The organism is Nitratireductor sp. ZSWI3 (genome assembly GCF_024655565.1).
Lineage (GTDB): Bacteria > Pseudomonadota > Alphaproteobacteria > Rhizobiales > Rhizobiaceae > Nitratireductor.
Genome location: NZ_JANKOF010000045.1, coordinates 1 through 25,758, shown reverse-complemented (window position 1 = coordinate 25,758; position 25,758 = coordinate 1). Strand labels below are relative to the sequence as shown.

Annotated in this window: 22 protein-coding genes and 1 pseudogene; 10 read left to right on the top strand and 13 right to left on the bottom strand. The window is 65.9% G+C overall.

Annotated elements, in window-relative coordinates; translation table 11 throughout:
• Window positions 1-15: 15 nt before the first annotated feature.
• Window positions 16-564 (bottom strand): L,D-transpeptidase, encoded by a 549-nt coding sequence (locus tag NUU27_RS14625; protein WP_257762858.1) that lies wholly within the window; start codon window positions 562-564, stop codon window positions 16-18.
• Window positions 565-720: 156 nt separating this feature from the next.
• Between NUU27_RS14625 and NUU27_RS14620 the strand changes: the two genes are divergently transcribed.
• Both NUU27_RS14620 and NUU27_RS14615 read left to right on the top strand, forming a co-directional pair.
• The gene (locus NUU27_RS14620; RefSeq protein WP_257762857.1) at window positions 721-1,404 is read left to right on the top strand and encodes a response regulator transcription factor; all 684 of its coding nucleotides are present in this window, start codon (window positions 721-723) and stop codon (window positions 1,402-1,404) included.
• 55 nt (window positions 1,405-1,459) lie between these two features.
• Window positions 1,460-1,915, top strand: coding sequence for a cyclic nucleotide-binding domain-containing protein (locus NUU27_RS14615; RefSeq protein WP_257762856.1), 456 nt, complete (start codon window positions 1,460-1,462; stop codon window positions 1,913-1,915).
• A 169-nt stretch (window positions 1,916-2,084) separates the two neighbouring features.
• Here the strand turns inward: NUU27_RS14615 and NUU27_RS14610 are convergent, their stop codons facing one another.
• The 6 genes and pseudogenes from NUU27_RS14610 to NUU27_RS14585 all read right to left on the bottom strand — a co-directional run bounded on the left by NUU27_RS14610 (window position 2,085) and on the right by NUU27_RS14585 (window position 9,362).
• Window positions 2,085-2,891 carry an exodeoxyribonuclease III gene (locus tag NUU27_RS14610; protein WP_257762855.1) on the bottom strand — a complete coding sequence of 269 codons (807 nt, stop codon included), beginning with the start codon at window positions 2,889-2,891 and terminating at the stop codon, window positions 2,085-2,087.
• Window positions 2,892-3,020: 129 nt separating this feature from the next.
• The gene (locus tag NUU27_RS14605) at window positions 3,021-3,662 is read right to left on the bottom strand and encodes an outer membrane lipoprotein carrier protein LolA (RefSeq protein ID WP_257762854.1); all 642 of its coding nucleotides are present in this window, start codon (window positions 3,660-3,662) and stop codon (window positions 3,021-3,023) included.
• Between the two features lie 104 nt (window positions 3,663-3,766).
• Window positions 3,767-6,313 (bottom strand): DNA translocase FtsK, encoded by a 2,547-nt coding sequence (locus NUU27_RS14600; protein ID WP_257762853.1) that lies wholly within the window; start codon window positions 6,311-6,313, stop codon window positions 3,767-3,769.
• Between the two features lie 270 nt (window positions 6,314-6,583).
• Window positions 6,584-7,879, bottom strand: coding sequence for an ammonium transporter (locus NUU27_RS14595; protein WP_257762865.1), 1,296 nt, complete (start codon window positions 7,877-7,879; stop codon window positions 6,584-6,586).
• A 146-nt stretch (window positions 7,880-8,025) separates the two neighbouring features.
• Entirely contained in the window at window positions 8,026-8,364 is a 339-nt protein-coding gene (locus NUU27_RS14590; protein ID WP_257762852.1) for a P-II family nitrogen regulator, read from the bottom strand.
• 219 nt (window positions 8,365-8,583) lie between these two features.
• Window positions 8,584-9,362: pseudogene (locus NUU27_RS14585) on the bottom strand (acyl-CoA thioesterase).
• A 129-nt stretch (window positions 9,363-9,491) separates the two neighbouring features.
• On the opposite strand from NUU27_RS14585, the gene NUU27_RS14580 reads away from it, so the two are divergent.
• From NUU27_RS14580 to NUU27_RS14570, 3 genes are all read left to right on the top strand, one after another.
• The gene (locus NUU27_RS14580; RefSeq protein WP_257762851.1) at window positions 9,492-10,742 is read left to right on the top strand and encodes a ubiquinone biosynthesis hydroxylase; all 1,251 of its coding nucleotides are present in this window, start codon (window positions 9,492-9,494) and stop codon (window positions 10,740-10,742) included.
• Window positions 10,743-10,793: 51 nt separating this feature from the next.
• Window positions 10,794-11,231, top strand: a complete 438-nt coding sequence (locus NUU27_RS14575) for an OsmC family protein (RefSeq protein WP_257762864.1) — start codon at window positions 10,794-10,796, stop codon at window positions 11,229-11,231.
• A gap of 128 nt (window positions 11,232-11,359) precedes the next feature.
• Window positions 11,360-12,484, top strand: coding sequence for a Glu/Leu/Phe/Val dehydrogenase (locus NUU27_RS14570; RefSeq protein ID WP_257762850.1), 1,125 nt, complete (start codon window positions 11,360-11,362; stop codon window positions 12,482-12,484).
• Window positions 12,485-12,489: 5 nt separating this feature from the next.
• Here NUU27_RS14570 and NUU27_RS14565 read toward each other — a convergent pair whose 3' ends face one another.
• From NUU27_RS14565 to leuS, 3 genes are all read right to left on the bottom strand, one after another.
• Window positions 12,490-13,407 carry a 1-acyl-sn-glycerol-3-phosphate acyltransferase gene (locus tag NUU27_RS14565; RefSeq protein ID WP_257762849.1) on the bottom strand — a complete coding sequence of 306 codons (918 nt, stop codon included), beginning with the start codon at window positions 13,405-13,407 and terminating at the stop codon, window positions 12,490-12,492.
• A gap of 216 nt (window positions 13,408-13,623) precedes the next feature.
• Window positions 13,624-14,169: an LPS assembly lipoprotein LptE gene (gene lptE, locus NUU27_RS14560; protein ID WP_257762848.1), complete on the bottom strand. Its 546-nt coding sequence runs from the start codon at window positions 14,167-14,169 to the stop codon at window positions 13,624-13,626.
• Window positions 14,170-14,215: 46 nt separating this feature from the next.
• Entirely contained in the window at window positions 14,216-16,834 is a 2,619-nt protein-coding gene (gene leuS / locus NUU27_RS14555; protein WP_257762847.1) for a leucine--tRNA ligase, read from the bottom strand.
• A gap of 121 nt (window positions 16,835-16,955) precedes the next feature.
• On the opposite strand from leuS, the gene NUU27_RS14550 reads away from it, so the two are divergent.
• Window positions 16,956-17,618, top strand: a complete 663-nt coding sequence (locus NUU27_RS14550) for a YggS family pyridoxal phosphate-dependent enzyme (protein ID WP_257762846.1) — start codon at window positions 16,956-16,958, stop codon at window positions 17,616-17,618.
• A gap of 100 nt (window positions 17,619-17,718) precedes the next feature.
• Here the strand turns inward: NUU27_RS14550 and NUU27_RS14545 are convergent, their stop codons facing one another.
• The gene (locus tag NUU27_RS14545) at window positions 17,719-18,627 is read right to left on the bottom strand and encodes a LysR family transcriptional regulator (protein ID WP_257762845.1); all 909 of its coding nucleotides are present in this window, start codon (window positions 18,625-18,627) and stop codon (window positions 17,719-17,721) included.
• A gap of 129 nt (window positions 18,628-18,756) precedes the next feature.
• On the opposite strand from NUU27_RS14545, the gene NUU27_RS14540 reads away from it, so the two are divergent.
• Window positions 18,757-19,938 carry an MFS transporter gene (locus NUU27_RS14540; protein ID WP_257762844.1) on the top strand — a complete coding sequence of 394 codons (1,182 nt, stop codon included), beginning with the start codon at window positions 18,757-18,759 and terminating at the stop codon, window positions 19,936-19,938.
• A 55-nt stretch (window positions 19,939-19,993) separates the two neighbouring features.
• The gene (locus NUU27_RS14535; protein WP_257762843.1) at window positions 19,994-21,028 is read left to right on the top strand and encodes an aldo/keto reductase; all 1,035 of its coding nucleotides are present in this window, start codon (window positions 19,994-19,996) and stop codon (window positions 21,026-21,028) included.
• A 63-nt stretch (window positions 21,029-21,091) separates the two neighbouring features.
• Here NUU27_RS14535 and NUU27_RS14530 read toward each other — a convergent pair whose 3' ends face one another.
• Window positions 21,092-21,364 (bottom strand): usg protein, encoded by a 273-nt coding sequence (locus NUU27_RS14530; protein ID WP_257762842.1) that lies wholly within the window; start codon window positions 21,362-21,364, stop codon window positions 21,092-21,094.
• A gap of 369 nt (window positions 21,365-21,733) precedes the next feature.
• Between NUU27_RS14530 and acs the strand changes: the two genes are divergently transcribed.
• Entirely contained in the window at window positions 21,734-23,689 is a 1,956-nt protein-coding gene (gene acs / locus NUU27_RS14525; RefSeq protein ID WP_257762841.1) for an acetate--CoA ligase, read from the top strand.
• 694 nt (window positions 23,690-24,383) lie between these two features.
• Here acs and NUU27_RS14520 read toward each other — a convergent pair.
• Window positions 24,384-24,566: a DUF1674 domain-containing protein gene (locus NUU27_RS14520; RefSeq protein ID WP_374566955.1), complete on the bottom strand. Its 183-nt coding sequence runs from the start codon at window positions 24,564-24,566 to the stop codon at window positions 24,384-24,386.
• Window positions 24,567-24,707: 141 nt separating this feature from the next.
• On the opposite strand from NUU27_RS14520, the gene htpX reads away from it, so the two are divergent.
• Window positions 24,708-25,724, top strand: a complete 1,017-nt coding sequence (htpX, locus tag NUU27_RS14515; RefSeq protein ID WP_257762839.1) for a zinc metalloprotease HtpX — start codon at window positions 24,708-24,710, stop codon at window positions 25,722-25,724.
• The last annotated feature ends 34 nt before the right edge of the window (window positions 25,725-25,758 follow it).

Sequence of the window (25,758 nt, the reverse complement as noted above, 5' to 3'; positions counted from 1 at the left end):
GCCGGCCGGCACGCCTCAGCGATACACCTTGATCCGCGTGTCGCGGCCGATCATCGGCAGGAGCCGCGCCATGGCGCGCGGCGACACGGCGATGCATCCCTCGGTCGGCAGGAAGCCCGGCTTGGCGATGTGCAGGAAAATGGCGCTGCCGCGCCCGCGGATCGTCGGCCGCATGTTCCAATCGGTCACCATGCAGACATCGTACAGCACATCGTCACGCCGCATCCGCTCGTGGCTCGCCGGATAAGGCAGCCGCACCGGGCGGTTGTAGTTGCGGTCTGCCGGCGCATCGCACCAGCCGTCGCGCGCACCGATAGGGGTGAGGGTGAGCGGCGACACCGGAGGTCCTGAAGGCGCGTGGTCGGGGCGGAAATAGCCCCACAGCAGCCGCATTCCCGCGGCGGGCGTTGCGCCGTCCCCTTCCCGTTTCGATATGGTCGTGCCGCCGCGCCCGAGCGCGCAGGGGAAGACGAAAGGGCCGGCCGAGACGAGCCCCTGCGTGCGGCATCCGGGGCGGCGGCGCACCTCGATCAGCTTCACCTTTTTGCCGGCTTTGCCCCGCATTCCTCGAACTCCGTGCCTCTTGGCTTATCACCCGCCCTGTGGAACAAATGTTCGCCATGGTCTTTTCGCAGTATCACGTTCCGCATAAAGCTGGATTGGTCAATCCAGCATTTCCATTTGAACCGGCAGGCTTTTTCCTGGATAGTGGACTGAAACATGACGTCACGCACAATTCTCATCGTCGATGACGACGAAGACCTCCGCGCAACGCTGGTCGAGCAACTGGCGCTCTACGAGGAATTCGACATCCTCCAGGAGGCCACCGCCACGAAGGGCATCCAGACGGCGCGCAACGCGATCATCGACATCCTGATCATGGATGTGGGCCTGCCCGACATGGATGGCCGCGAGGCGGTGAAGCTGCTGCGCAAGGGCGGCTACCGCGCGCCGATCATCATGCTGACCGCACAGGACACCGATTCGGACACGATCCTCGGCCTGGAAGCCGGTGCCAACGACTACGTCACCAAGCCGTTCCGCTTTGCGGTGCTTTTGGCGCGAATCCGCGCCCAGCTGCGCCAGCACGAACAGAGCGAGGACGCGACCTTCTCCGTCGGGCCCTACACGTTCAAGCCTTCGCAGAAGCTGCTCATCGACGAGCGCGGCGGCAAGATCCGCCTCACCGAAAAGGAAGCGGCCATCATCAAATATCTCTACCGCGCCGAACAGAAGGTGGTGACCCGCGATGTGCTGCTCGAGGAGGTCTGGGGCTACAATTCCGGAGTGACTACGCACACGCTTGAGACCCACGTCTATCGTCTCCGGCAAAAGATCGAGCGCGATCCTTCCAAAGCCGAAATTCTTGTGACAGAAAGCGGTGGTTACAAGCTCGTTCCCTGAGAGAGCGCCATGAGGGCGCGCGGGGATTTGGGGGAGCGGGTCGGGGACGACGTCAATGGCGCTGGACGATGACATTCGCGTTCTGTCCGGCGTGGGTCTGTTTGAAGGGTTCACGCGGGAGCAGTTGCGCCTCATGGCCTTCGGCGCTGAAAGCATGACGCTTGGCGCCGGACGCGATATCTATGGGGAAGGCGCGACGGCCGACTGCGCCTTCATCATCGCCTCCGGCAGCGTCACCCTGTACACGGAGCGCGACGAGCAGCGCCAGGTGATCGAGCGGCTCGGCCCCGGCGCGATTCTCGGCGAATTGGCCCTGATCACCGAGGGGCGGCGCATGACCAGCGCCATGACGGAGACGGAGACGCGCCTGATCCGCCTCAGCCGGTCGACCTTCCATCGCATCCTCGAAGAGTTCCCCGAGACGGCGATGCACCTGCACAAGCGCATTGCCGCGAACCTCCAGGCGATGATCGCCCGCATGGAGCGCGTCGCCTCGCGGCTGATCGAGTAGAACTGCCGGCCCGTCGATGGTTCCGACGCTGGCACCCGCCCCTCATCCGCCTGCCGGCACCTTCTCCCCGCCAGCGGGGAGAAGGAAGATGGCCGCAACGTCAATGCCTCCCTCTCCCCGCCAGCGGGGAGAGGGTAAGGGTGAGGGGCGGTCATCGACCCCCGTGAATCTAACCGAAATCGAAGCCGGCGAGCACGGGAACGTGGTCGGACGGCCGCTCCCAGCCGCGTGCCTCGCGCAGCACCTCGATGCGGTTCAAGGCCGGTGACAGATTGGGCGACGACCAGATGTGGTCGAGCCGCCGGCCGCGGTCGGAGATGTCCCAGTCGCGCGCCCGATAGCTCCACCAGGTGAAGATCTTCTCTTCCGGCGGGATCTTCTGCCGCATCAGGTCGACCCAGCCGCCCCGATGCCGCAGCCGCTCCAGCCCCTCGGTCTCGACCGGCGTGTGGCTGACGACCTTCAGAAGCTGCTTGTGCGACCAGACGTCCGTCTCGAGCGGCGCGATGTTGAGATCGCCGACGAGCACCGTGCCCGAATCTCCGTCCTCCTGCGCTTCCACGGCATGCATCTCCTCGAGGAAGTCGAGCTTGTGGCGGAATTTCGGGTTGATGTCGGGATCGGGCTCGTCGCCGCCAGCCGGAACGTAGAAATTGTGCAGGAGCACCCGGCGCCCGCCCGCATCGACCGAGACGGAGACGTGCCGGCTGTCGCCCATGCGGCAGAACTCGCGCTTCTCGACAAGCTCCAGCGGCCTCAGCGAGACGGTGGCGACGCCGTGATAGCCCTTCTGGCCGTTGATCGCCATATGCTCGTAACCGAGCTTGCGGAAGGCGGCAGAGGGAAACTGGTCGTCAGGACACTTGGTCTCCTGCAGACAGAGCACATCCGGCCTGTGACGCTCGAGGAACTGCTGCACGATGGGCATGCGCAGCCGCACGGAGTTGATGTTCCAGGTGGCGATGGAGAAGGGCATTGCAAGGTCCGGACTGTGATGGCGCGGCGCAAATTGCCCGCTCGCCGCGCCAATGACAAGCGCCGCGCAGCTCCGCAGCGCCAAAGACCGCGCTGTCCACAGCCCGGCGAAGCGCAGCCGGCCCTTGCTTCAGCGGTTCTTGCGGCTGATCTCGTCGACGCGGCGATAGTCGATCTTGAACACGCTCGGATCGAAGGTGACGCCCTGCCGGACGTTGAAGATCATCACCGTCGTGTCCTTGCCCTGGGCATCGGTGATGGTCCACTGGCGCAGGTCGTAGGACTTCGAATCGAACATCATGGTGATGGTCGCATTGCCGAAGACCGACTTGTCGACGAGCTTGATGGTGGTCAGATCGGTGTCTTCCTTGACCGAGGCCACCTTGTTGCCCGACAGGTCGATGCGCTCGTCGAGAAGCAGCTTCAACGGCGTCTTCGACAGGGGATAAAGATCGGCCGTGTTCAGCTTCTTGTTGAAGATCACCACCGAGCTGCCGTCGGAGGTGACCCGGAAGCCCGAGGGCGCCTCGTAGTCGAAGCGGATCTTGCCCGGCCGCTCGATGTAGAACTTGCCGCCGGTCTGCTCGCCGCGCGGCCCGAACTGGACGAACTCGCCGGTCATGGTGCGCACGCTGGAAAAATGCGAGGCGATGCGCTGCGCACTGTCGGGCGCGGCGGCCGCGGAAGCGGCAGGCACGACGCACAGCGCCAGGAACAGGGCGGCGGCGACCGCCGCCCGACGCCTCAGATAATCGGCTACCCGATGTTTCATTCTACTCGATCTCCACATTCGTCCTCCCGATAGCCGCCCAGTTGGGCTGAAATTGGGCTGTCTGGAGAACCCCCTCGCCCGCCAACGGTTCCACCGCCAGGCGGTCACACCTCGTCCTGCTCGGTCGGCACGAGGATCTCGCGCTTGCCGGCATGGTTGGCCGGGCCGACGATGCCTTCGTCCTCCATGCGCTCGATGATCGAGGCGGCGCGGTTGTAGCCGATGCCGAGGCGGCGCTGGATGTAGCTCGTCGAGGCCTTGCCGTCGCGCAGCACCACCGCCACCGCCTGATCGTAGGGATCGTCCGAATCGCCGAGATTGCCGCCCCCGCCGCTGCCGCCGCCGCTCGGGCCGTCTTCATCCTCTTCATCGTCCTCGGTGACGGCATCAAGGTAGTCCGGCACGCCCTGCACCTTCAGATGCGAGACGATGCCTTCCACCTCGTTGTCGGAGACGAACGGGCCGTGAACGCGCTGGATGCGCCCGCCACCGGCCATGTAGAGCATGTCGCCCATGCCGAGAAGCTGCTCGGCGCCCTGCTCGCCGAGGATCGTCCGGCTGTCGATCTTCGACGTCACCTGGAACGAGATTCGGGTCGGGAAATTGGCCTTGATCGTGCCGGTGATGACGTCGACCGACGGGCGCTGTGTCGCCATGATGACGTGGATGCCGGCGGCGCGCGCCATCTGCGCCAGGCGCTGCACCGCGCCCTCGATGTCCTTGCCGGCGACCATCATCAGGTCGGCCATCTCGTCGATGATGACGACGATGAAGGGCATCGGGTCGAGATCGAGATGCTCGCTCTCGTAGATCGCCTCGCCCGTCTCGCGATCGAAGCCCGTCTGCACCGTGCGGGTGATCGTCTCGCCCTTCTTCCTGGCGGCGACGACGCGCTGGTTGAAGCCCTCGATGTTGCGCACGCCCACCTTGGACATCTTGCGGTAGCGGTCTTCCATCTCCCGCACCGTCCACTTCAGCGCCACGACCGCCTTCTTGGGGTCGGTCACGACCGGGGTGAGCAGATGCGGGATGCCGTCATAGATCGACAGTTCCAGCATCTTCGGATCGATCATGATCAGGCGGCACTGCTCCGGCGTCATGCGGTAGAGCAGCGACAGGATCATCGTGTTGATGGCCACCGACTTGCCCGAACCGGTGGTGCCGGCGACGAGCAGGTGGGGCATCTTGGCGAGGTCGGCGATCACCGCCTCGCCATTGATCGTCTTGCCGAGGCCCAGCGCCAGCTTCGCCTTGCTGGTCTCGAAATCGCGGCTGGCCAGCAGCTCGCGCAGATAGACCGTCTCGCGCGTCGAGTTGGGCAATTCGATGCCGATCGCGTTGCGCCCCGGCACCACGGCGACGCGGGCGGCGATGGCGCTCATCGAACGGGCGATGTCGTCGGCAAGGCCGATGACGCGCGACGACTTGATGCCGGGTGCCGGCTCCAGCTCGTAGAGCGTGACGACCGGGCCCGGCCGCACATGGATGATCTCGCCCTTGACGCCGAAATCCTCGAGCACGCCCTCGAGCAGGCGCGCATTCTGTTCCAGTGCCTCCTTCGACAGCATGGGATCGCGCGCCGATGCCTTGGGCTCGGCGAGCAGATGAAGCTGCGGCAGCTCGAAGACGCCGTTGTCGAGGAAGGAGGGTTGCGCTTCGCGGCGCACCCGCGCCCCTTCCACCGGGCGCGGCGCGGGATTGTCGACGCGCTTTTCCGCCACCGGGCGGGCGGGCTGGACCGGCTCGCCCTGCGCCTGCCGCTGCAGAGCGACATATTCCTGATCGCCCGCCGGGCGGCGCGCCATCACCGGCTCGTCGTCGAAATCGGGCTCGACGCGCGCATCCATGTCGAAATCGTCGAACGGCACGTCGTCATCGTCGCCGGCCGGCGCGTGATAGGCGCGCTCCTCGCGATACGTCCCGCGGCCGCCGAGATTGCGCCGGAAGAAGGCGCACAGCGACAGCCACCAGTGTGCCAGGTAACCGAGGACGACGGAGCCGCCGCTGTCCTCCTCGTCGTCCAGGTCGTCATAGGCGGGCCCGTCGTCGGCTTCCGTCACGAAGGGATCGCCCTCCGGACGCGACAGGACACCGGAACCGAACAGCAGCAGCCAGCCGCCGGGCAGCGAAAGCACCGCGGCGATGAGGAAGCCGAGGAAGCCCCCCGGATAGTTGCCGATGAATTTTGCCGGCAGCGAGAGAAGCATATCGCCAAGCACGCCGCCGAGTCCGCTCGGCAGCGGCCAGGTGGCCGGCGGCGCGAAGGCGCCGACGACCGCCGCCGCCAGGATCGCGCCGACGAACCAGGCGCCGGCCCGCTTCAGCGGACGGTCGAGCTCGCGCCCGAGCAGGAGCAGTGCACCCCAGATCACCGCCGGCACGAGGCCGATCACCGCGGCCAGGCCGTAGAACTGCATGGCCAGATCTGCGAACACCGCGCCCGGGTAGCCCATCGCGTTGGTGACCGGGTTGGCGGTGGCGTGGCTGAAGCTCGGATCCGCCACATTCCACGTGGCAAGGCTCGCCAGTGCGAAGGCGACGAAGGCCAGCAGCGCCACCCCGGCAAGCCGCGCCGCCTGGCGGCGCAGGAAGCCGTGCAGCCCATAGGCGTTGTCACCCGTCGCAAGAAATGCGGAAGACCCGGAACTCATGCGCATAATTCTCCGCTCGCGCGTTGCCGGCGACGCAGGGCCGCCAGGATTGCTTTGCCCGAAACTAGCGAGGGGAAGGTTAAGGCGGCATTAACCATGCCGGGTTGCGGGCCGATTTCTCCGGCCGAGGCGGACAAAAAAAGGCCCGGACGAGCCGGGCCGAAGGAAGGGGTGGGTGCGCGGCTTCCCGCGCACCAGATCGAAAGCTAGCGGGCTGACTTGCCGAAACAGATGGGCACCATCTGTTTCGGTCAGACCACCAGGTCAGGCTCAGGAGTGATAGGCGACTTCGCCGTGCGAGGTCAGGTCGAGGCCCTGGCGCTCGGCTTCTTCCGTCGGACGCAGGCCGACCACGGCGTCGACGACCTTGTAGAGAATGGCCGAGATGATGCCGCACCAGACGATGGTGACGAGAACGGCGACGATCTGAATCCACACCTGCGAGGCGATCGAGAAGTCTTCGCCGCCGGTGCCGCCGAGGCTCGGCGCGGTGAAGATGCCGGTGCCGATGGCGCCGACGATGCCGCCGATGCCGTGCACGCCGAACACGTCGAGCGAATCGTCGTAGCCCATCTTCACCTTCACCACCGCCACGAAGTAGTAGCAGATCGCGCTGGCGATGGCGCCGAGGACGATGGCGCCGACAGGGCCCACCGTGCCGCAGGCCGGTGTCACGGCCACGAGGCCGGCGACGATGCCCGAAGCGGCGCCGAGCATGGAGGCCTTGCCGCGCGTAAAGCTTTCGATCGCAGCCCAGGAGATCGCCGCGCCGGCGGTCGCCACGAAGGTGTTGATCATGGCGAGCGCAGCGCCGCCATTGGCCTCGAGATTCGAGCCGGCGTTGAAGCCGAACCAGCCCACCCACAGGATCGCCGCGCCGACCATGGTCAGCGTCATGGAATGCGGCGCCATGTTGTCGGTGCCGTAGCCGGCACGCTTGCCGACCATCAGCGCGCCGACGAGCGCGGCGATGCCCGCATTGATGTGGACGACCGTGCCGCCGGCGAAATCAAGCGCGCCGAGGTTGAAGAGGTAGCCCGAGCCGTCCCAGACCATATGGGCGATCGGGAAGTAGACGAAGGTGACCCACAGCACCGTGAACAGCATCACCGCCGAGAACTTGATTCGCTCGGCGAAGGCGCCGACGATGAGCGCCGGGGTGATGACGGCGAAGGTCATCTGGAAGCAGATGAAGACATATTCCGGCAGAACCACGCCGTCGGTGAAGGTGGCGGCCGTCGAATCGGCGGTCACCCCGGCCAGGAACAGCTTGCCGAACCCGCCCCAGAAGGGATTGGTGCCGCCGCCGAAGGCGAAGGAATAGCCCCACAGGACCCACACCACCATCACCACGGCGGCGATCATCGTGCACTGCATGAGGACCGAGAGCATGTTCTTGGAGCGGACGAGGCCGCCGTAGAAGAGGGCGAGCCCCGGCATCGTCATGAAGAGGACGAGCAGGCTGGATGTCATCATCCAGGCCGTGTCGCCCTTGTCCATGACCTCTGCCGGCGCGGTTTCCTGAGCGAACGCCGCGGCGGTGCCCAGAGCGCTGAGGGCAAGCATGCCCAGCAAGGCGGTTCGCGCGGACCGCGCGATGTTGGATCGAATGTTCATTGCTTTCTCCTTGGAGTCGAAATGGCTGGCCCCGGTGGCGCGGTCCCGACGGATGGCCCTATCCGTCAGGGCGGATCGCCCCACCAGATCGACAGCTAGAGCGCGTCGGTATCGGTTTCGCCGGTACGGATACGCACCGCCTTGTCGAGCGCGTGGACGAAAATCTTGCCGTCGCCGATCTGCCCGGTGCGGGCAGCCTCGGCGATCGCCTCGACGGTGCGGTCGACCAGATCGTCATCGACAGCGACTTCAATCTTGACCTTGGGGAGGAAGGTCACGGCGTATTCGGCGCCGCGATAAATCTCGGTATGCCCTTTCTGTCGCCCATAGCCCTTCACCTCGGTCACGGTGAGGCCCTGAATGCCGAGGCCCGTCAGCGCTTCGCGCACGGCCTCGAGTTTGAAGGGCTTGACGATCGCCATCACGATTTTCATGGCAGTTCACCTTTGCTCTTGCGGGTTCCCGCGGGTTGCCTGCATCGCCGTTCACCCGCAGGCGGACCGCGACGGCAAAGGAGAATCAAATGCCGTGCCAGTTGCGTCTGACGCTTACCAATTCATTGTAAAACAACGAAAAAATTCGACCACAAATACGCCTCCGGAACGACGCGCCGAAGGCGGATGATCAAAAAATAGGCATTTTTCGAAATTTGCCTATTTGGTGCGCAGGCGCATCAGCCCTTCCTGCGCCACCGAGGCCACCAATGTGCCGTCGAGGCCGTAGATGCTGCCGCGCGAGAAGCCGCGGGCGCCCTGCGCCGAAGGGCTGTCCTGCGTGTAGAGCAGCCAGCCGTCGAGCTTGTGCGGGCGATGGAACCACATGGCGTGGTCGAGGCTGGCCATCTGCACGTCCGGATCGAAGCCGGAGCGGCCATGGGCGAAGGTCGCGGTGTCGAGCAGGGTCATGTCGGAGAGATAGGCAAGCACCGCCGCCTGCAGCGCGCGGTCGTCCGGCACCGGGCCCGTGGTGCGGATCCAGACGTCCTGGCACGGCGGCAGCTTGTCGCGGCTCGTGTAGTGCTCGATCATCACCGGGCGCACCTCGATCGGCCGCTCGCGCGCCCAGTAGCGGCGGATGTTCTCCGGCACGCGGTCGCCGAACTCCTGCAGAAACTCGCGCTGCGTGCGCAGCGTCTCGGGCGGCGTGACGTCCCGCGGCATCGGGATCTGGTGATCGAGGCCCGACTCATCCTTCTGGAAGGAGGCCGACAGGGAGAAGATCGCGTGGCCGTGCTGGATGGCCACCACGCGCCGCGTGGTGAAGCTGCCGCCGTCGCGGATGCGGTCGACCTCGTAGATGATCGGCACGACCGGATCGCCCGGCCGCCGAACACGCGCTGCCAGGCAGACTGCGGGCTGCGACCACGAAACAGGTTGTGTTCGAGCTGCTCAAGATCGAGTATGGCAAGAAGGTCTTGCATGGCCGACGACATAAATTGGTCCCTTCCGGCATCTACGATAACGGTGCTGTCGGGTTTCCAAGACCAAGGCACGGCCCGAGTCAAGGCGCCTCCGGCGGGCCCGGCAAGGCAGAATTTGTGGTGATGAATGGAGCAGGCGCAATGGCCAAGAGCAAGGGCACGACGGAAAATTCATCGCGCACATTGGACATCCTGATCGCCGGTGCAGGCTATGTCGGTCTCGCCACCGCCGTTTCGATCTGCCGCGCGCAGCCGAACCTGAAGGTCGCCCTCGTCGACGCGGCCCCGCAGGATGCCTGGCAGCGCGACGGCCGCGCTTCGGCGATCGCCGCAGCCGCCTGCCGGATGCTCAAGCGGCTTGACTGCTGGCACGAGATCGAGCCCGAAGCGCAGCCGATCACCGAGATGATCATCACCGATTCGCGCACCGCCGATCCCGTCCGGCCGGTCTTCCTCACCTTCGGCGGCGAGGCGCAGGAGGGCGAACCTTTCGCCCACATGGTGATGAACCGCCATCTGAACGGGGCGCTGCGCGCCCGCGCCGCCGAATGCGGCATCGAGATCATCGAGGGCGTCGCCGTCGAAGGCTTCTTCAACACGGGCGGCCATGTGGAGGCACGGCTCTCCGACGGCACCGCCTGCCGCGCGCGGTTGCTGGTCGCCGCCGACGGCGTGCGCTCGCGCCTGCGCGACATGGCCGGCATCAAGACGGTGCATTGGGATTACGGCCAGTCGGGCATCGTCTGCACCGTCGCCCATGAGCGCCCGCACCACGGCCGCGCGGAAGAGCATTTCCTGCCCGCCGGCCCCTTCGCCACGCTGCCGCTCAAGGGCAACCGCTCCTCGATCGTGTGGACCGAGCGCACGGCAGATGCCGAGCGCCTGGTCAGGGAAAACGACCTCGTCTTCGAACAGGAGCTGGAGCTGCGCTTCGGCCTGAAGCTCGGCGAGATCCGCGTCGAAGGCCCGCGTCGCGCCTGGCCGCTCGGGCTCACGCTGGCCCGCGACTTCGTCAAGCCGCGCTTCGCGCTGGCGGGCGATGCCGCGCATGGCATCCATCCGATCGCCGGCCAGGGCCTCAATCTCGGCTTCAAGGATGCGGCGGCGCTCGCCGAGGTGGTCGTCGAGGCGGAGCGGCTCGGCGAGGACATCGGCGCGCTCGACGTGCTGCAGCGCTACGAGCGCTGGCGCCGCTTCGACACGCTGCAGATGGGCGCCACGACGGATGTCCTGAACCGCCTCTTTTCCAACGACATCGCGCCCGTGCGGGCGCTGCGCGATTTCGGCCTCGGCCTGGTTGAACGGATGCCTGGCCTCAAGCGTTACTTCATCCAGCAGGCCGCCGGTCTCGCCGCCGGCACGCCGCGCCTGCTCCGTGGCGAGGCCATCTAGTCTGGCCTTCGCCATTCAACGCTCTATTTCCAAGAGGAGAAGACCATGGCAATGAAACGGCATGCGGACGTCACCTGGAAGGGATCGCTGGTCGAGGGCTCCGGCAGCCTCGACACGCAGAGCGGCGCGCTGAAAGACCTGCCGCTGGGCTTCAAGGCCCGCTTCGAGGACGAGACCGGCAAGACCGGCACCAATCCCGAAGAGCTGATCGCCGGCGCGCATGCCGGTTGTTTCGCCATGCAGCTCTCGCACATGCTGGCGGGCAACGGCACGCCGGCCGACAAGCTGGATGTGCGTGCGGACGTCACCCTGCAGCCCGCCGAGGGCGGTGGCTTCGAGATCGTCAAGAGCGCCCTGACGCTGGTCGGCAAGGTGCCAGGCCTCGACGAGGACAAATTTCTCGAGATCGCCGGCAAGGCAAAGGCATCCTGTCCCGTTTCGAAGGCGCTTGGCGCCATAGAGGTGACGCTGGACGCCCGATACGGCTGACGACAGATTTGCGATGAAATCCGTCGGCCGGCGCAATGGAAGGTCGTTCGATGGGCACACTTCGCAATCAAAAAACCGGCGATGCAGCTAAAATTTCCTTACGAAACAAGTCGTTCGGGAGGAATGACATGCTGCAGACCCACGCTCCGCGGAGCCTCAAAACGCCGGTCGGCAAATCCACGCTGGCGATCACCGACATCACCGCAGAGGCATCCAGGCTGGACGCGTTCGACGATCACGAGCGCGTCTGGCACGGCCGCGACGAGAAGCGCGGCCTCAACGCCATCGTCGCCATCCACGACACCACGCTCGGCCCGGGCCTCGGCGGCACGCGCGTATGGCCGCACGAGACCTTCGAGGCGGCGCTGACCGATGTGCTGCGCCTGTCGCGCGGCATGACCTTCAAATCGGCAGTCGCCGGCATGGATTTCGGCGGCGGCAAGGCGCTGATCATCGCCGATCCGAAGACCGACAAGACGCCGGCCCTGCTGGAGGCCTATGCCGAGATGCTGGCGGCGCTCGAGGGCCAGTTCTTCACCGGCGAGGATGTCGGCTTCACCGTGGCCGACGCCGATTTCCTGCGCGCCCGCACGCCCAATGTCACCGGCACCACGGTGGGCGGCAGCGGCAATCCCTCGCCGGTCACCGCGCATGGCGTCTTCCTCGGCCTGAAGGCCGCTTTGAAGCACCGCGGCGTTGGCAGGCTCGATGGCGTGCATGTCGCCGTGCAGGGCCTTGGCTCGGTCGGCTGGACGCTTTGCGAAAAGCTGCACGCCGAGGGGGCGCGGCTCACCGTGGCCGACATCGACGCGGCACGCACCCGGAAGGCGGGCGAAACGTTCGGCGCCGAGCCGGTCGCAACGGACGCCATCCTGGCCGTGCCGGCGCAGGTCTTCGCTCCCTGTGCCCTGGGCGGCGTCCTGTCGGCGACGTCGATCCCCTCGCTCGGCGCCCGGATCGTCGCCGGCGCCGCCAACAACCAGCTCGCCCGCCACGAGGATGCGCGGCTGCTGATGCAGCGCGGCGTGCTCTATGCGCCGGATTACGTCATCAATGCCGGGGGGCTGATCAACGTGGCTGCGGAACTTGCCCCAGGCGGCTACGACCGCGAGGCGACCATGGCCAAGGTGGCGGAGATCCCCGAAACGCTGCGCGACATCTTCGAGCGGGCCGAGGCGCAGGACCGGCCGACCAACGACATCGCCGCCGAAATCGCCTACGAGCGCATCAACGCGGCCCGCAAACGGCATTAGTGGCTCTAACCGGCCGACTTGAACTCGACCTCGGGATTCTCGCGCAGACGCTCGACCGCGTGTTCCTGAAGGCGGGCGGCGACGTCGGCCGGCTCGCCCGACAGCAGCTCCTGGTGGTCGATCGGCTTGCCGATGACCATGCTGATCGCCCGTCCCTTCTTGTTCAGAAGCTCATGGAACAGCGTCATGTCGCGCAGCTCGCTCGAATAGCGCGACAGGAGATAGAAAAGGCCGGAGTTGCGCGCCGTGATGTTGACCGGCACGACCGGCACCTCATAGCGCCGCGCCAGCGCCACCACCGAGGGCTGCCACGGCCGCTCGGTCAACTTGTCCTTGTTCCAGTAGGCGATGCGCCCGGAGGGGAAGAGGACGATCGCCTTGCGGGCGGCAAAAGCCTTGGCCGTCATCTCCAGCGTGTCGCGGCTCTTGGCGTGCGATTTTTCCGCCGGGCGCCACTCCACCGGGATGATCAGGTCGCGGAAGCGGGGATTGACCCGCAACGCATCGCGATTGGCGAAGATAGCGAGATCCGTCCGCAGCTCACGCATCAGATCGAACACCGCGATGCCGTCGGCAATGCCCGTCGGATGCGTGGGCGCCAGGATGAAGCCGCCGCTGCGCGGGATGTTCTCCACGCCGGTCGCCGAAACATCCAGCGACAGGAGCTTGCTGATGTAGCTCAACGAATCCCAGCCCGACAATTCGGCGATCTCGTCGGCCATCGACACGGCCTGCCGGTAGTGAAAGAAGCGATAGAGAAAGGGCTGGGCCAGCGGCCACAACGCATTCTGCGACAAATGGGTGGTGCGCTCGGCGATCAGCTGATCGACCACGTGCTCATTGCCCGGCGCATGGAGATCGCGCCCGAGAACCCGGTTTCCCAGCACCGCTGCGACGGAGGTCAGCGTCGTGTGAAGATCCATGGGTGAAGCGCTCCCTGAAGCATCCCGGTCCCTCGCAGAACCGCCATTCTGCCCCATCCTCTCATCCAGCCAGACCCGCTCGAAGCAACAGAATCGGCCCGCATCGAAGATCATGCCACACGGCTGTTTCACCGAACACTGTGACGACGCAATGACACGCCGGCGCAATAAGAACGGATGCCTGTGCTTCCCGCAAAAATTGCGCCTGTCATGATATTACGACTGTCCGCCGATCCGCGCCAAGTCCTGGCCCAAAGCAAGACGCAACAATTCGGCCAGTTCGCGGGCTGCACGATCCTCCGCGTCGCGGACCGCACGCAAGGCGGCGAACTCCTGACGCGGCACATCATAGGCCGAGGTGACCTGACGCCGCCCCGTGGCGACCGGCTGCGCGGTCTGGCCGTCCTTGATCGTGTAAGAGGCGATCATCGTCAACGTGCCGGCGGTCGGCTCGTTGTCGGTACCGACCTGGATCTGCGCGGCGGCCGAGGTGGAGCGCGTCACCGACAGGTCGAGCGTGTAGCGCGCGTTGGCCGGCTGGCCTGCGCCGCCGTTGAGCAGGAAGATCAGATGATTGCGCACCTCTTGGGCATAGCGCGTGTCGACCGGCGAGACGGCGATCGACGACAGCGCCGGGGCAGCCGCCACGCTGCCGGGAGCGACGTCCGGCGTGGCGAGCAGGGGGCGCACCGTGCAGCCCGAGGCAACGGCGAACGCCAGCGCCAGACCTGTCAAAAGCGAGACACGAGACGTCGGGTTCAAGGGTACCCCCTGTTTGCAATCCGGATCGGATGGAGCCTGCAGCGAATCAGGCGACCACGTTGACGATGCGCTGCGGCACGACGATGACCTTGCGCGGCGGTGCGCCGTTCAGGATCTTCTGCACGAAATCGAGCTTCAGCACCGCATCTTCGACGGCAGATTGGTCTGCGTCGCGGGCAATTGTCAAATCGCCGCGCTTCTTGCCGTTGATCTGCACGGGAAGCACGATCTCGTTGTCGACAACCAAAGCGGGATCGTAATCCGGCCAGGCGCCGGCGGCCACCAGATCCTCGCCGCCCATGGCCGCCCAGCACTCCTCGGCCAGATGCGGCATGAAGGGCGCGACCAGGCGGATCAGGATCTCGACCGCCTCGCGGGCCGCCTTGCGGCTAACCTCGTCGGCTCCGGCGCCGAGGGCTGCGACCGGCTCCTGCAGATCGTTGACGAGTTCGTGGATGCGGGCGATGGCGCGGTTGAAGGCGAGGCGCTCGATGTCTTCGCCGACCGCCTTCAGCGCCTTGTGGGCAGCCTTGGAGATCGCCATGGCGGCGCCGTCGCCGGCGGCCTGCGGGGCGGCATCGCGAATGTGCGGCGCGGCATCGCAGACGAGCCGCCAGACGCGCTGGACAAAGCGGTGCGCGCCGGCCGCCCCGTCATCCGTCCACTCCACGTCGCGCTCGGGCGGCGAATCCGACAGCATGAACCAGCGGGCGGTGTCGGCGCCGAAGGAGTGGGTGATGTCCTCGGGGCTCACCGTGTTCTTCTTCGACTTCGACATCTTCTCGAGCGAGCCGATGGCGACCGGCTCGCCCGTCGCGATCTCGACCGCGGTCCGCGCCTCGCCCGAACCGTCGAGCCGCACCTCGGTCGGCGCCAGCCAGCGTCCGTCGGCGGCACGATAGGTCTCGTGCACCACCATGCCCTGCGTGAACAGGCCCTTGAACGGCTCGGCGAGCGCCAGATGGCCGGTGTCGCGCATGGCGCGGATGAAGAAGCGCGAATAGAGCAGATGCAGGATCGCGTGCTCGATGCCGCCGATATACTGGTCGACCGGCAGCCATTCATTGGCGGCTTTCGGGTCCGTCGGATCGTTCTCCCACGGCGCGGTGAAGCGCGCGAAATACCACGACGAATCGACGAACGTGTCCATCGTGTCCGTCTCGCGGCGCGCCTCGGCCCCGCAGTTCGGGCATTTGACGTGCTTCCAGGTCGGATGCCGGTCGAGCGGGTTGCCCGGCCGGTCGAAGTCGACGTCGTCCGGCAGCCTGACCGGCAGGTCCGCCTTCGGCACCGGCACCACGCCGCACGCCGTGCAATGGATCATCGGGATCGGGCAGCCCCAGTAGCGCTGCCGCGAGACGCCCCAGTCGCGCAGGCGGAAATTCACCTTGCGCTCGCCGACCGGGCGGTTGCCCATGGTTTGCGTCGAAAGGCGCCTTGCCACCTCCTCGAACGCCTCCTTCGGCCTCATGCCGTCGAGGAAGCGCGAATTGATCATCACGCCGTCGTCCACATAGGCCTCCTCGGTGATCTGGAAGGTCGCGGCGTCCGCGCCTTCCGGCATCACCACCGGTGTCACCGGCAAGCCGTATTTGTTGGCGAAATCGAGGTCGCGCTGGTCGCCGGAGGGGCAGCCGAAGATGGCGCCCGTGCCATAGTCCATCAGCACGAAATTGGCCACGTAGACGGGCAGCGTCCAGTCCGGATCGAAAGGATGGCGGACGCGAACGCCGGTGTCGAAGCCCTTCTTCTCCGCCGTCTCCAGCGCCGCCGCCGATGTGCCCATGCGCCGGCACTCCTCGCAGAAGGCGGCAAGCTCGGCGTTTTCGGCGGCGAGCTTCTTGGCCAGCGGATGGTCGGCGGCGATCGCCATGAAGGAGGCGCCGAAAAGCGTGTCGGGGCGGGTCGTATAGACCTCGAGCTCGCTCTCGCCCTCGGGGGCCGTCTCTTCGACGAGCGCCCAGCGGACTGCCATGCCTTCCGAGCGGCCGATCCAGTTGCGCTGCATCAGGCGCACCTTCTCCGGCCACTGGTCGAGGCCGTCGATGGCGTCGAGCAGGTCCTGCGCGTAGTCGGTGATCCTGAAGAACCACTGCGCCAGCTCGCGCTGCTCGACCACGGCGCCCGAGCGCCAGCCGCGCCCGTCGATCACCTGCTCGTTGGCGAGCACCGTCTGGTCGACCGGATCCCAGTTGACCTTCGAGGTCTTGCGGCTCACCAGCCCCTTCTTGAAGAAATCGACGAACAGCATCTGCTGGCGGTGGTAATAATCCACGTCGCAGGTGGCGAACTCGCGGCTCCAGTCGAGCGACAGGCCGAACGTCTTCAACTGGTCGCGCATCACGGCAATGTTCTGGTAGGTCCATTCCTTGGGATGGACCTTGTTCTGCATCGCCGCGTTTTCCGCCGGCATGCCGAAGGCGTCCCAGCCCATCGGATGCAGCACGTTGTAGCCCTTGGCCCGCTTGTAGCGCGCCACCACGTCGCCCATCGTGTAGTTGCGCGTGTGGCCGATATGGATGCGTCCCGACGGATAGGGGAACATCTCGAGCACGTAGTATTTCGGCCGCCCGTCGTCGTTGCGGGCTTCGAACAGCTTGGCTTCGTCCCAGGCCTTCTGCCATCGAGGTTCACAGACGCGGGGATTGTAACGTTCGGTTGCCATGGGCGGATTTTCACAAGATAAGAAGCGGAAACTTTGACGGCGGACCTTCACCATGGTTTCGCCGAAGCGTCAACTCCTACAGCGCCGTGCCAGGGCCATAAGCGAGGAAACAGCGAGCATCATGAGCAAGGCCGTCGAGAATCTGCGCGCGGTGAGGGAAAAGATCGCCGGCGCCGAGCGTGCAGCGGGCCGTCCCGAGGGCGCGGTGACGCTGGTCGCCGTGTCGAAGACCTTCGACGCCGAGGCGATCCGCCCGGTGATCGAGGCCGGCCAGCGCATCTTCGGCGAAAACCGCGTCCAGGAAGCACAGGGCAAGTGGCCGGCGCTGAAGAAGGATTTCCCCGACCTCGAGCTGCGGCTCATCGGCCCGCTTCAGTCCAACAAGGCGGCGGATGCCGTGGCGCTGTTCGACGTCATCGAGACGGTCGATCGCGAGAAGATCGCCCGCGCGCTGGCCGCCGAGATGAAGAAGCAGGGCAGGACCCCGCGGCTCTATGTCCAGGTCAATACCGGGCTTGAGGAGCAGAAGGCCGGCATCGACCCGCGCCAGGCCGTCGCCTTCGTCAGGCATTGCATCGAGGAATACGGCCTCGCCATCGAAGGCCTGATGTGCATCCCCCCGGCCGACGAGAATCCGGGTCCGCACTTCGCGCTTCTGGAGAAGCTGGCGCGCGAGGCCGGCGTCGAAAGATACTCCATGGGCATGTCGGGCGATTACGAGACGGCGGTTGCCTTCGGCGCCACCAGCGTGCGCGTCGGATCGGCGATCTTCGGCGCGCGCTAGAGCATTTATACGGAAAAACAAAGAGATAGAACGGGACACCGTTTCCTTGAAACGGTGAACCGGTCTAAACGCACCGCAACGGCTGCTGCACGGGCCGGTCTCAACCGAGGTCGATCTTCTCCACCAGAAAATCCAGAAAGGCCCTGACCCGCGCCGGCAGGAACTTGCCCTGGCCCACATAGACCGCGTGCACGGCCTCCGTGTCGCCGGGATTGTGGTCCTCCAGCAGCGCGACGAGCCTGCCCGCCTCGATGTCCGGTCCCACATGCCAGCGGGCATGGCGGGCGATGCCGGCACCGGCGAGCGCCATTAGGCGCATCGTCTCGCCGTCGCTGATCAGTGACCGGCCGGTGGGCGGCACGGTGACTGTCTGCCCGTCCCGGCCGCTGAAAGGCCAGCCCTCATAGATGCGCGAGAAGCAGAAGCCGAGCAGGTTGTGGCGCTCGAGGTCGCTCGGCGTTCGTGGCCGCCCATGCGCCTCCAGATAGCCGGGGGAAGCCACCACCGCCATGCGCGTCTCGCCGAGCTTGCGGGCGATCAGGCTGGAATTGGCCAGCGGCCCCGCCCGGATGGCGAGATCGGCGCGTTCCTCGATGAGATCGACCACCTGGTCGGTGAGCACGAGGTCGACCGCGACCTCCGGATGCCGCGCCAGGAACTCGGGCACCAGCGGAACCAGCCGGTGCTGGCCGAAGGGCACGTTGCAATTGATGCGCAGCCGGCCGCGCGGCGCGGCCCCGGCCGCCGCCTCGCGTTCCGCCGCTGCCATGTCGGCCAGGATGCGCACGCTGCTCTCGTAGAAGGCGTTGCCTTCCGGCGTCACCTGCAGCCGCCGCGTCGAGCGGCGCACCAGCCGCGTGCCGAGCCGGCCCTCCAGCCGGCCGATCAGCTTGCTGACCGCCGAGGGCGTCATCTTCAGGTCGCGCGCGGCAGCGGAGAAGCCTTGTGTCTCCACCACCCGCACGAAGACCTCCATCTCCGCAAAGCGGTTCACGTCGATCCGTGCCATCTGTGAAATCAAATCCAAGGTTTTTTGATCTTCGGCACTCTAATTCATCAATGGCGGAGCGTCCATCTAGCGGAGCAGGGCCGTCCACCCTTCGCGCCCCTGCCATCGCCAATTGCCGAGAGAACAGATATGCCCCTCGCCCTTTACGCGCTCACAGCCGGTGCCTTCGGCATCGGCGTCACGGAATTCGTCATCATGGGCCTGCTGCTCGAGGTCAGCGCCGATCTCGGCGTGACGATCTCGGCCGCCGGCCTGCTCATCTCCGGCTATGCGCTCGGCGTCGTCGCCGGCGCGCCGATCCTCGGCGCGCTGACCGGCCGCTGGTCGCGCAAGACCCTGCTCATGGCGTTGATGGTCGTCTTCACGCTCGGCAACCTCGCCTGTGCGCTGGCGCCCGACTATGCGACGCTGATGGCGGCCCGCGTGCTGACCGCTTTCGCGCATGCCTCCTTCTTCGGCGTCGGCTCGGTGGTGGCCACCGGCCTCGTCGCGCCCGACCGCAAGGCCTCCGCCATCGCCATCATGTTCACCGGGCTGACGGTGGCCAACATCCTCGGCGTCCCCTTCGGCACCTGGCTCGGCCAGGCCTATGGCTGGCGCTCCACCTTCTTCGCCGTCACCCTGATCGGCGTCGCCGCCCTTGCCGTCATCGCCCTGCTGGTGCCGCGCGACGACCGGCAGGAAGAGGGAGAGGGTACCGGCGGCGCGCTCGCCGTGCTCGGCCGGCCGCAGGTGCTGCTCGGCCTTCTCACCACCGTCCTGAGCTGGGTCGGCGTCTTCGCCGCCTTCACCTACATCGCGCCGATCCTGACCCGCATCACCGGCTTTTCGGAGAGCGCGGTATCGCCGATCCTGCTCGTCTTCGGCGGCGGTCTCATCGCCGGCAACCTCGTCGGCGGCCGCCTGGCCGACCGCAGCCTCGTGCCGGCGATGCTCGGCTCGCTGGTCGCCCTGTCGGCGATGCTGTTCGCAATGAGCTTCGCCATGCACGAAAAAGTCGCCGCCGTCGTCGCCATCGGCCTGTTCGGCGCGGCTGCCTTCGCCACCGTGCCGCCGCTGCAGATGTGGGTGCTGGAGAAGGCCGAAGGCGCCGGCCAGGGCCTCGCCTCCTCCTTCAACATCGCCGCCTTCAACCTTGGCAATGCCATCGGCGCCTGGCTTGGCGGCGCGGTGATCGATCGCGGGCCGGGCCTCGATGCCGTCGTCCAGGTGGCTGGCTTCGTCCCGCTCGCAGCGCTTGCCGTGGCGCTCCTGGCGCAGTGGCTCGACCGCTCCGCTCCGATCCCCCGGACCGCATCCGACCGGTCCTGACGAACTTTCAACCTCCCACCCAACGCCCCCACCCCAACAACCAAGGAGAACCATCATGGAATACCGCCGTCTTGGCGCATCGGGCCTCAACGTCCCGGTGCTGAGCTTCGGCACCGGCACCTTCGGCGGCACCGGCCCGCTGTTCGGCGCCTGGGGCAACACCGATGCCCGCGAGGCCCGCCGCCTGATCGACATCTGCCTGGAAGCCGGCCTCAACCTGTTCGACACCGCCGACGTCTATTCCGACGGCGCCTCGGAGAGCGTGCTGGGCGAGGCCGTGAAGGGCCGCCGCGACACGGTCCTGATCTCCACCAAGACCACGCTGCCGATGGGCGACGGGCCAAACGACGCCGGCTCCTCGCGCGCCCGCCTGATCCGCGCCGTCGAAGCATCGCTGAAGCGGCTCGGCACCGACTATATCGACCTCCTGCAGCTCCACGCCTTCGATGCCGCGACGCCCGTCGAGGAGGTGCTGTCGACGCTCGACGATCTCGTTCGTGCCGGCAAGCTGCGCTACACCGGCGTCTCCAACTTCTCCGGCTGGCAGGTCATGAAGTCGCTCGCCGCAGCCGACCGCAACGGCTGGCAGCGCTACGTGGCGCATCAGGTCTATTACTCGCTGGTCGGCCGCGATTATGAATGGGAGCTGATGCCGCTCGGTCTCGACCAGGGGGTCGGCGCGCTGGTGTGGAGCCCGCTCGGCTGGGGGCGCCTGACCGGCAAGGTCCGCCGCGGCGAAAAGCTGCCGGCCGGCAGCCGGCTGCACGACACGGCAAGCTTCGGCCCGCCCGTTGCCGACGAATTGCTCTACCGCGTGGTCGATGCGCTGGACGAGATCGCCGCGGAGACCGGTAAATCCGTGCCGCAGATAGCCATCAACTGGCTCACCCGGCGACCCTCGGTCGCCTCGGTCATCATCGGCGCGCGCAACGAGGAGCAGCTGAGGCAGAATCTCGGCGCCGTCGGCTGGTCGCTTTCGGCCGAGCAGATCGCCAGGCTGGACGCCGCGAGCCTCGTCGATGCGCCCTACCCCTACTTCCCCTATCGCCGCCAGGAAGCCTTCGCGCGGCTCAACCCGCCCGCGGTCTGAAAAAAGAGCCGGGCGTGGGTGTTCACCACCCATGCCCGGCAGCCGCCACTCGCCCCGAAAAGATCAGTGCAGCACCAGCTCTCCCGTCACGCTGCGCCATTCGCTGCTCGCCACCAGGCGGCGATGCGTGTAGCTGACCGAATGCAGCGGTCCGTCCAGCTTCGCCCTCCAGAAATCGATGAAGCGGTAGAGGGCGGGAAATTCCGGCGCGACGTCGTAATGCTGCCAGATGAAACTCTGCAAAAGATGCGGATGATCCGGCATGTGGTACAGGAACTCCGCGGTCGTCAGCCCATAGCCCTTGAGCATCAGCTCCAATTCACCCGTCTGCGCCATGCATCGCCTTTCCGAATCGCTTCCGGATATGACGATTGTGAAACGGAGGGGCTTGATCGTCCAGTCGAAAGCTGCTTAAAGGCCATCAATTTCTTGTGCATTTTCAAAATGTTAGCAGCGTATTTCAGGCAGTGCTAACAAAAGGCGTGTCGCAAATTCGCGTCACATTTCACCGCAGCCGAATGTCTAATGTTGTTCGCGACAACAGAATGGTAATAATGCGCGCCGGCTGGGGGCGCTGGGGGCCCGGCGTCGGCCGACCTGCACCGCCCCGCCAGATCGAATAGCCTGCGGGCTGACTTTTCCGGACAGATCGGTACCATCGGTCCGGGTCAGACCACTGGCAAGTGCCTACCCGGAGGAGGAAAGATGTCCGAAGTGCATGTTCACCGTGTCAAATCCGCGTGGAAGAAGAACGCGTTGATCGACAACGACACGTATCTCAAATGGTACAAGGACAGCGTCAACAATCCGGACAAGTTCTGGGCCAAGCACGGCAAGCGCATCGACTGGTTCAAGCCCTACACCAAGGTCAAGAACACCTCCTTCAAGGGCAAGGTCTCGATCAAGTGGTTCGAAGACGGCGTCACCAACGTCGCCTACAACTGCATCGACCGGCATCTGAAGAAGCGCGGCGAGCAGACCGCCATCATCTGGGAAGGCGACAACCCCTACGAAGACCGCAGGATCACCTATAACGAGCTCTACGACCATGTCTGCCGGCTCGCCAACGTGATGAAGGCGCGCGGCGTCAAGAAGGGCGACCGCGTCACCATCTACATGCCGATGATCCCCGAGGCGACCTATGCCATGCTCGCCTGCGCGCGCATCGGCGCCGTCCATTCCGTGGTCTTCGGCGGCTTCTCTCCCGATTCGCTTGCCGGCCGCATCGAGGATTGCCGCTCCGACTTCGTCATCACCGCCGACGAGGGCCTGCGCGGCGGCAAGAAGATTCCGCTGAAGGAAAACACCGACAAGGCGATCGCCATCGCCGAGAAGGCCGGCGCCAGAGTGCGCCACGTGCTGGTGGTGCGCCGCACCGCCGGCAAGATCAACTGGTTCGAGGACCGCGACCTCTGGTACCACGAGGAGACCGCCAGGGCGAAGCCGGACTGCAAGCCGGAGAAGATGAAGGCGGAGGATCCGCTGTTCATCCTCTACACCTCCGGCTCCACAGGCAAGCCGAAGGGCGTGCTGCACACGACCGGCGGCTATCTCGTCTATGCGTCGATGACTCACCAATATGTGTTCGACTACCACGACGGCGAGGTCTACTGGTGCACGGCCGATGTCGGCTGGGTGACCGGCCACAGCTACATCGTCTATGGCCCGCTCGCCAACGGCGCCACCACGCTGATGTTCGAGGGCGTTCCCAACTATCCCGACGCCTCGCGCTTCTGGCAGGTGGTCGACAAGCACAAGGTCGACATCTTCTACACCGCACCGACCGCGATCCGCGCCCTGATGGGCGCCGGCGACGACTTCGTCACCCGCACCTCGCGCAAGTCGCTGCGCATCCTCGGCACGGTGGGCGAGCCGATCAACCCCGAGGCCTGGGAGTGGTACTACAATGTCGTCGGCGAGAAGAAGTCGCCCATCGTTGACACCTGGTGGCAGACCGAGACCGGCGGCATCCTGATCACCCCGCTGCCGGGTGCCACCGACCTGAAGGCCGGCTCGGCGACACGTCCCTTCTTCGGCGTCCAGCCGGAGCTGGTGGACGGCGACGGCAAGGTGCTGGAAGGCGCCGCCAGCGGCAATCTCTGCATCACCGATTCCTGGCCCGGCCAGATGCGCACGGTCTATGGCGACCACGAGCGCTTCGTCCAGACCTACTTCTCCACCTACAAGGGCAAGTACTTCACCGGCGACGGCTGCCGCCGCGACGAGGACGGCTACTACTGGATCACCGGCCGCGTCGACGACGTGCTCAACGTGTCCGGTCACCGCATGGGCACCGCCGAGGTGGAATCGGCACTGGTCAGCCACGACAAGGTGTCGGAGGCGGCGGTGGTCGGCTATCCGCACGACCTGAAGGGCCAGGGCATCTATTGCTACGTGACCCTGATGAACGGCGAGACCGGCTCGGAGGCGCTCAAGAAGGAGCTGGTCGCCCATGTGCGCAGCGAGATCGGCCCGATCGCCTCGCCGGACAAGATCCAGTTCGCGCCCGGCCTGCCGAAGACGCGCTCCGGCAAGATCATGCGCCGCATCCTGCGCAAGATCGCCGAGGACGATTACGGCGCGCTCGGCGACACCTCGACGCTGGCCGACCCGGCGGTAGTCGACGACCTGGTGGAGAACCGCCAGAACAGGAAGGCGTGAGAAGACCCCTTGCATGTGGAGGCATCAGCCTCCACATTGCGGTCGACGTCAACGAACTGAAAGGAGGTGGTCCAATGTCGAGTGATTTCCGTTCAAGCGTGGTCTCGATGGATTGCCTTCGCGGGGAGCAGCCTCTCCGCTGAAGCGCAGGAAGCACGGACTGGCTTCGCTGGATCAGATCAACAGCGGAGCCAGCGCCAGGACCGTGCGAGAACTTGAAAACACGGGGCCGTTCCTTCGGGAACGGCCTTTGTTTTTTGGGTAGGTGCCGGGTATCGCCCGTCAGCAGCCGATTTCCTTCCTGATCTTGTCTACGACCGCTTTGTTGGGACAGACGTTCTCGCAGGGGATCCCGTCACCGTCCCCGTCTGCACGGCTATAACCGTTGCACCACATGATCACCGCTTCGCGACAGGAGCTGACGCTCTTGCAGCCACCCCCACGGCTTCTGGCAAGCTGAGAATACAGCTTTGGCTCCGCAACCGGCAAAAGCCGTTCGGCCCAACTCTCCGCGACAATCGATAGCAACAGCGCCAACCCAACGGCGGCTGCGAAGATTCCCCTGCCCATCAAGTTATTATGCGCCGGTCAGTGCTCCGAAAACAAGGAAAACCACGTCTTCGGATTTCGCCGGTGGAGCAGACAGCAGTCTGATGAGTAGCGGCACGAAGACTAGGATGAGATTCTTATATCCTCAAAAATCCGTCGCGATGCCCTTCACTTCCCAGTCGCCATAGCGGGCCGGGTCCTGCCCGCCGCGGCCGCCGAGTTCCTTCGGCGCCTCGGCGGCCTTGCGCTCCAGGGCCTGGCGCCGCGCGGCGGCTTCCGCCAGGGCGCGCTTGGCCGCCGGCGCGAGTTCGCGGGCCGGAGCCGCCATCCGTTGCGTTTCGTCGTCCACGATCAGCTCCTCTTGAAAAACGGGAATATTGAATACACGAAGCCTGTTTCCCATCATATAAGCGATCGATCGCGCGATTGCAGTTGCCGGCGCGCGGCGTTTGTGGAGCTGAAGACGACGATGAACACGATACGCACCGCCATGCTGTTGGCCCTGATGACGGCCCTGTTCATGGGCGTCGGCTATCTGATCGGCGGCACCGGTGGCATGATGATCGCCTTCCTGATCGCCGCGGGAATGAATTTCTTCAGCTACTGGAACGCCGACAAGATGGTGCTGAGGATGCACCATGCGGTCGAGGTGGACGAGCGCAACGCGCCCGAATATTACGCCATCGTGCGCGATCTGGCCCAGCGCGCCGGGCTTCCCATGCCGCGCGTCTACCTGATCCAGAACGACCAGCCCAACGCCTTCGCCACCGGCCGCAATCCCGAGAACGCCGCCGTCGCCGCCACCACCGGGCTCCTGCAGCGCCTCTCCTACGAGGAGGTGGCCGGCGTGATGGCGCACGAGCTTGCCCATGTGCAGCATCGCGACACGCTGACCATGACAATCACCGCGACACTGGCCGGCGCCATCTCCATGCTCGGCAATTTCGCCTTCTTCCTCGGCGGCGGCCGCAACAACAACAATCCCTTCGGCTTCGTCGGCGTGCTGGTCGCCATGATCGTCGCGCCGCTGGCCGCGATGATGGTGCAGATGGCGATCAGCCGCACCCGCGAATATTCCGCCGACCGGCGCGGCGCCGAGATCTGCGGCAATCCGCTGTGGCTCGCCTCGGCGCTGCAGAAGATCGCCGCGCGCGCCAGGCAGATCGTCAACCCGGATGCCGAGCGCAATCCCGCCACCGCGCATATGTTCATCATCAACCCGCTGTCGGGCGAGCGCATGGACAATCTGTTCTCCACCCACCCCGACACGGCAAACCGCGTCGCCGCGCTGGAGCAGATGGCCCGCGAGATGGATGCCGGTGCCCGCCGCCCTGCCCCGCGCGGCACGGGCAGCGACGGGACCGCGCAGGAGGAAGGCCCGTGGGGTGCCCGCCCCGCCAGGCCGCGCGAGGAACGGCCGAAGAGCGAGCCCGGCGAACAGCGCTGGGGCCGTGACGCCAAAGGGCCGAAAGGCCCCTGGTCGTGAGCCGCCCCGCACGCGCCCCGCAGGCCAGGAAGCA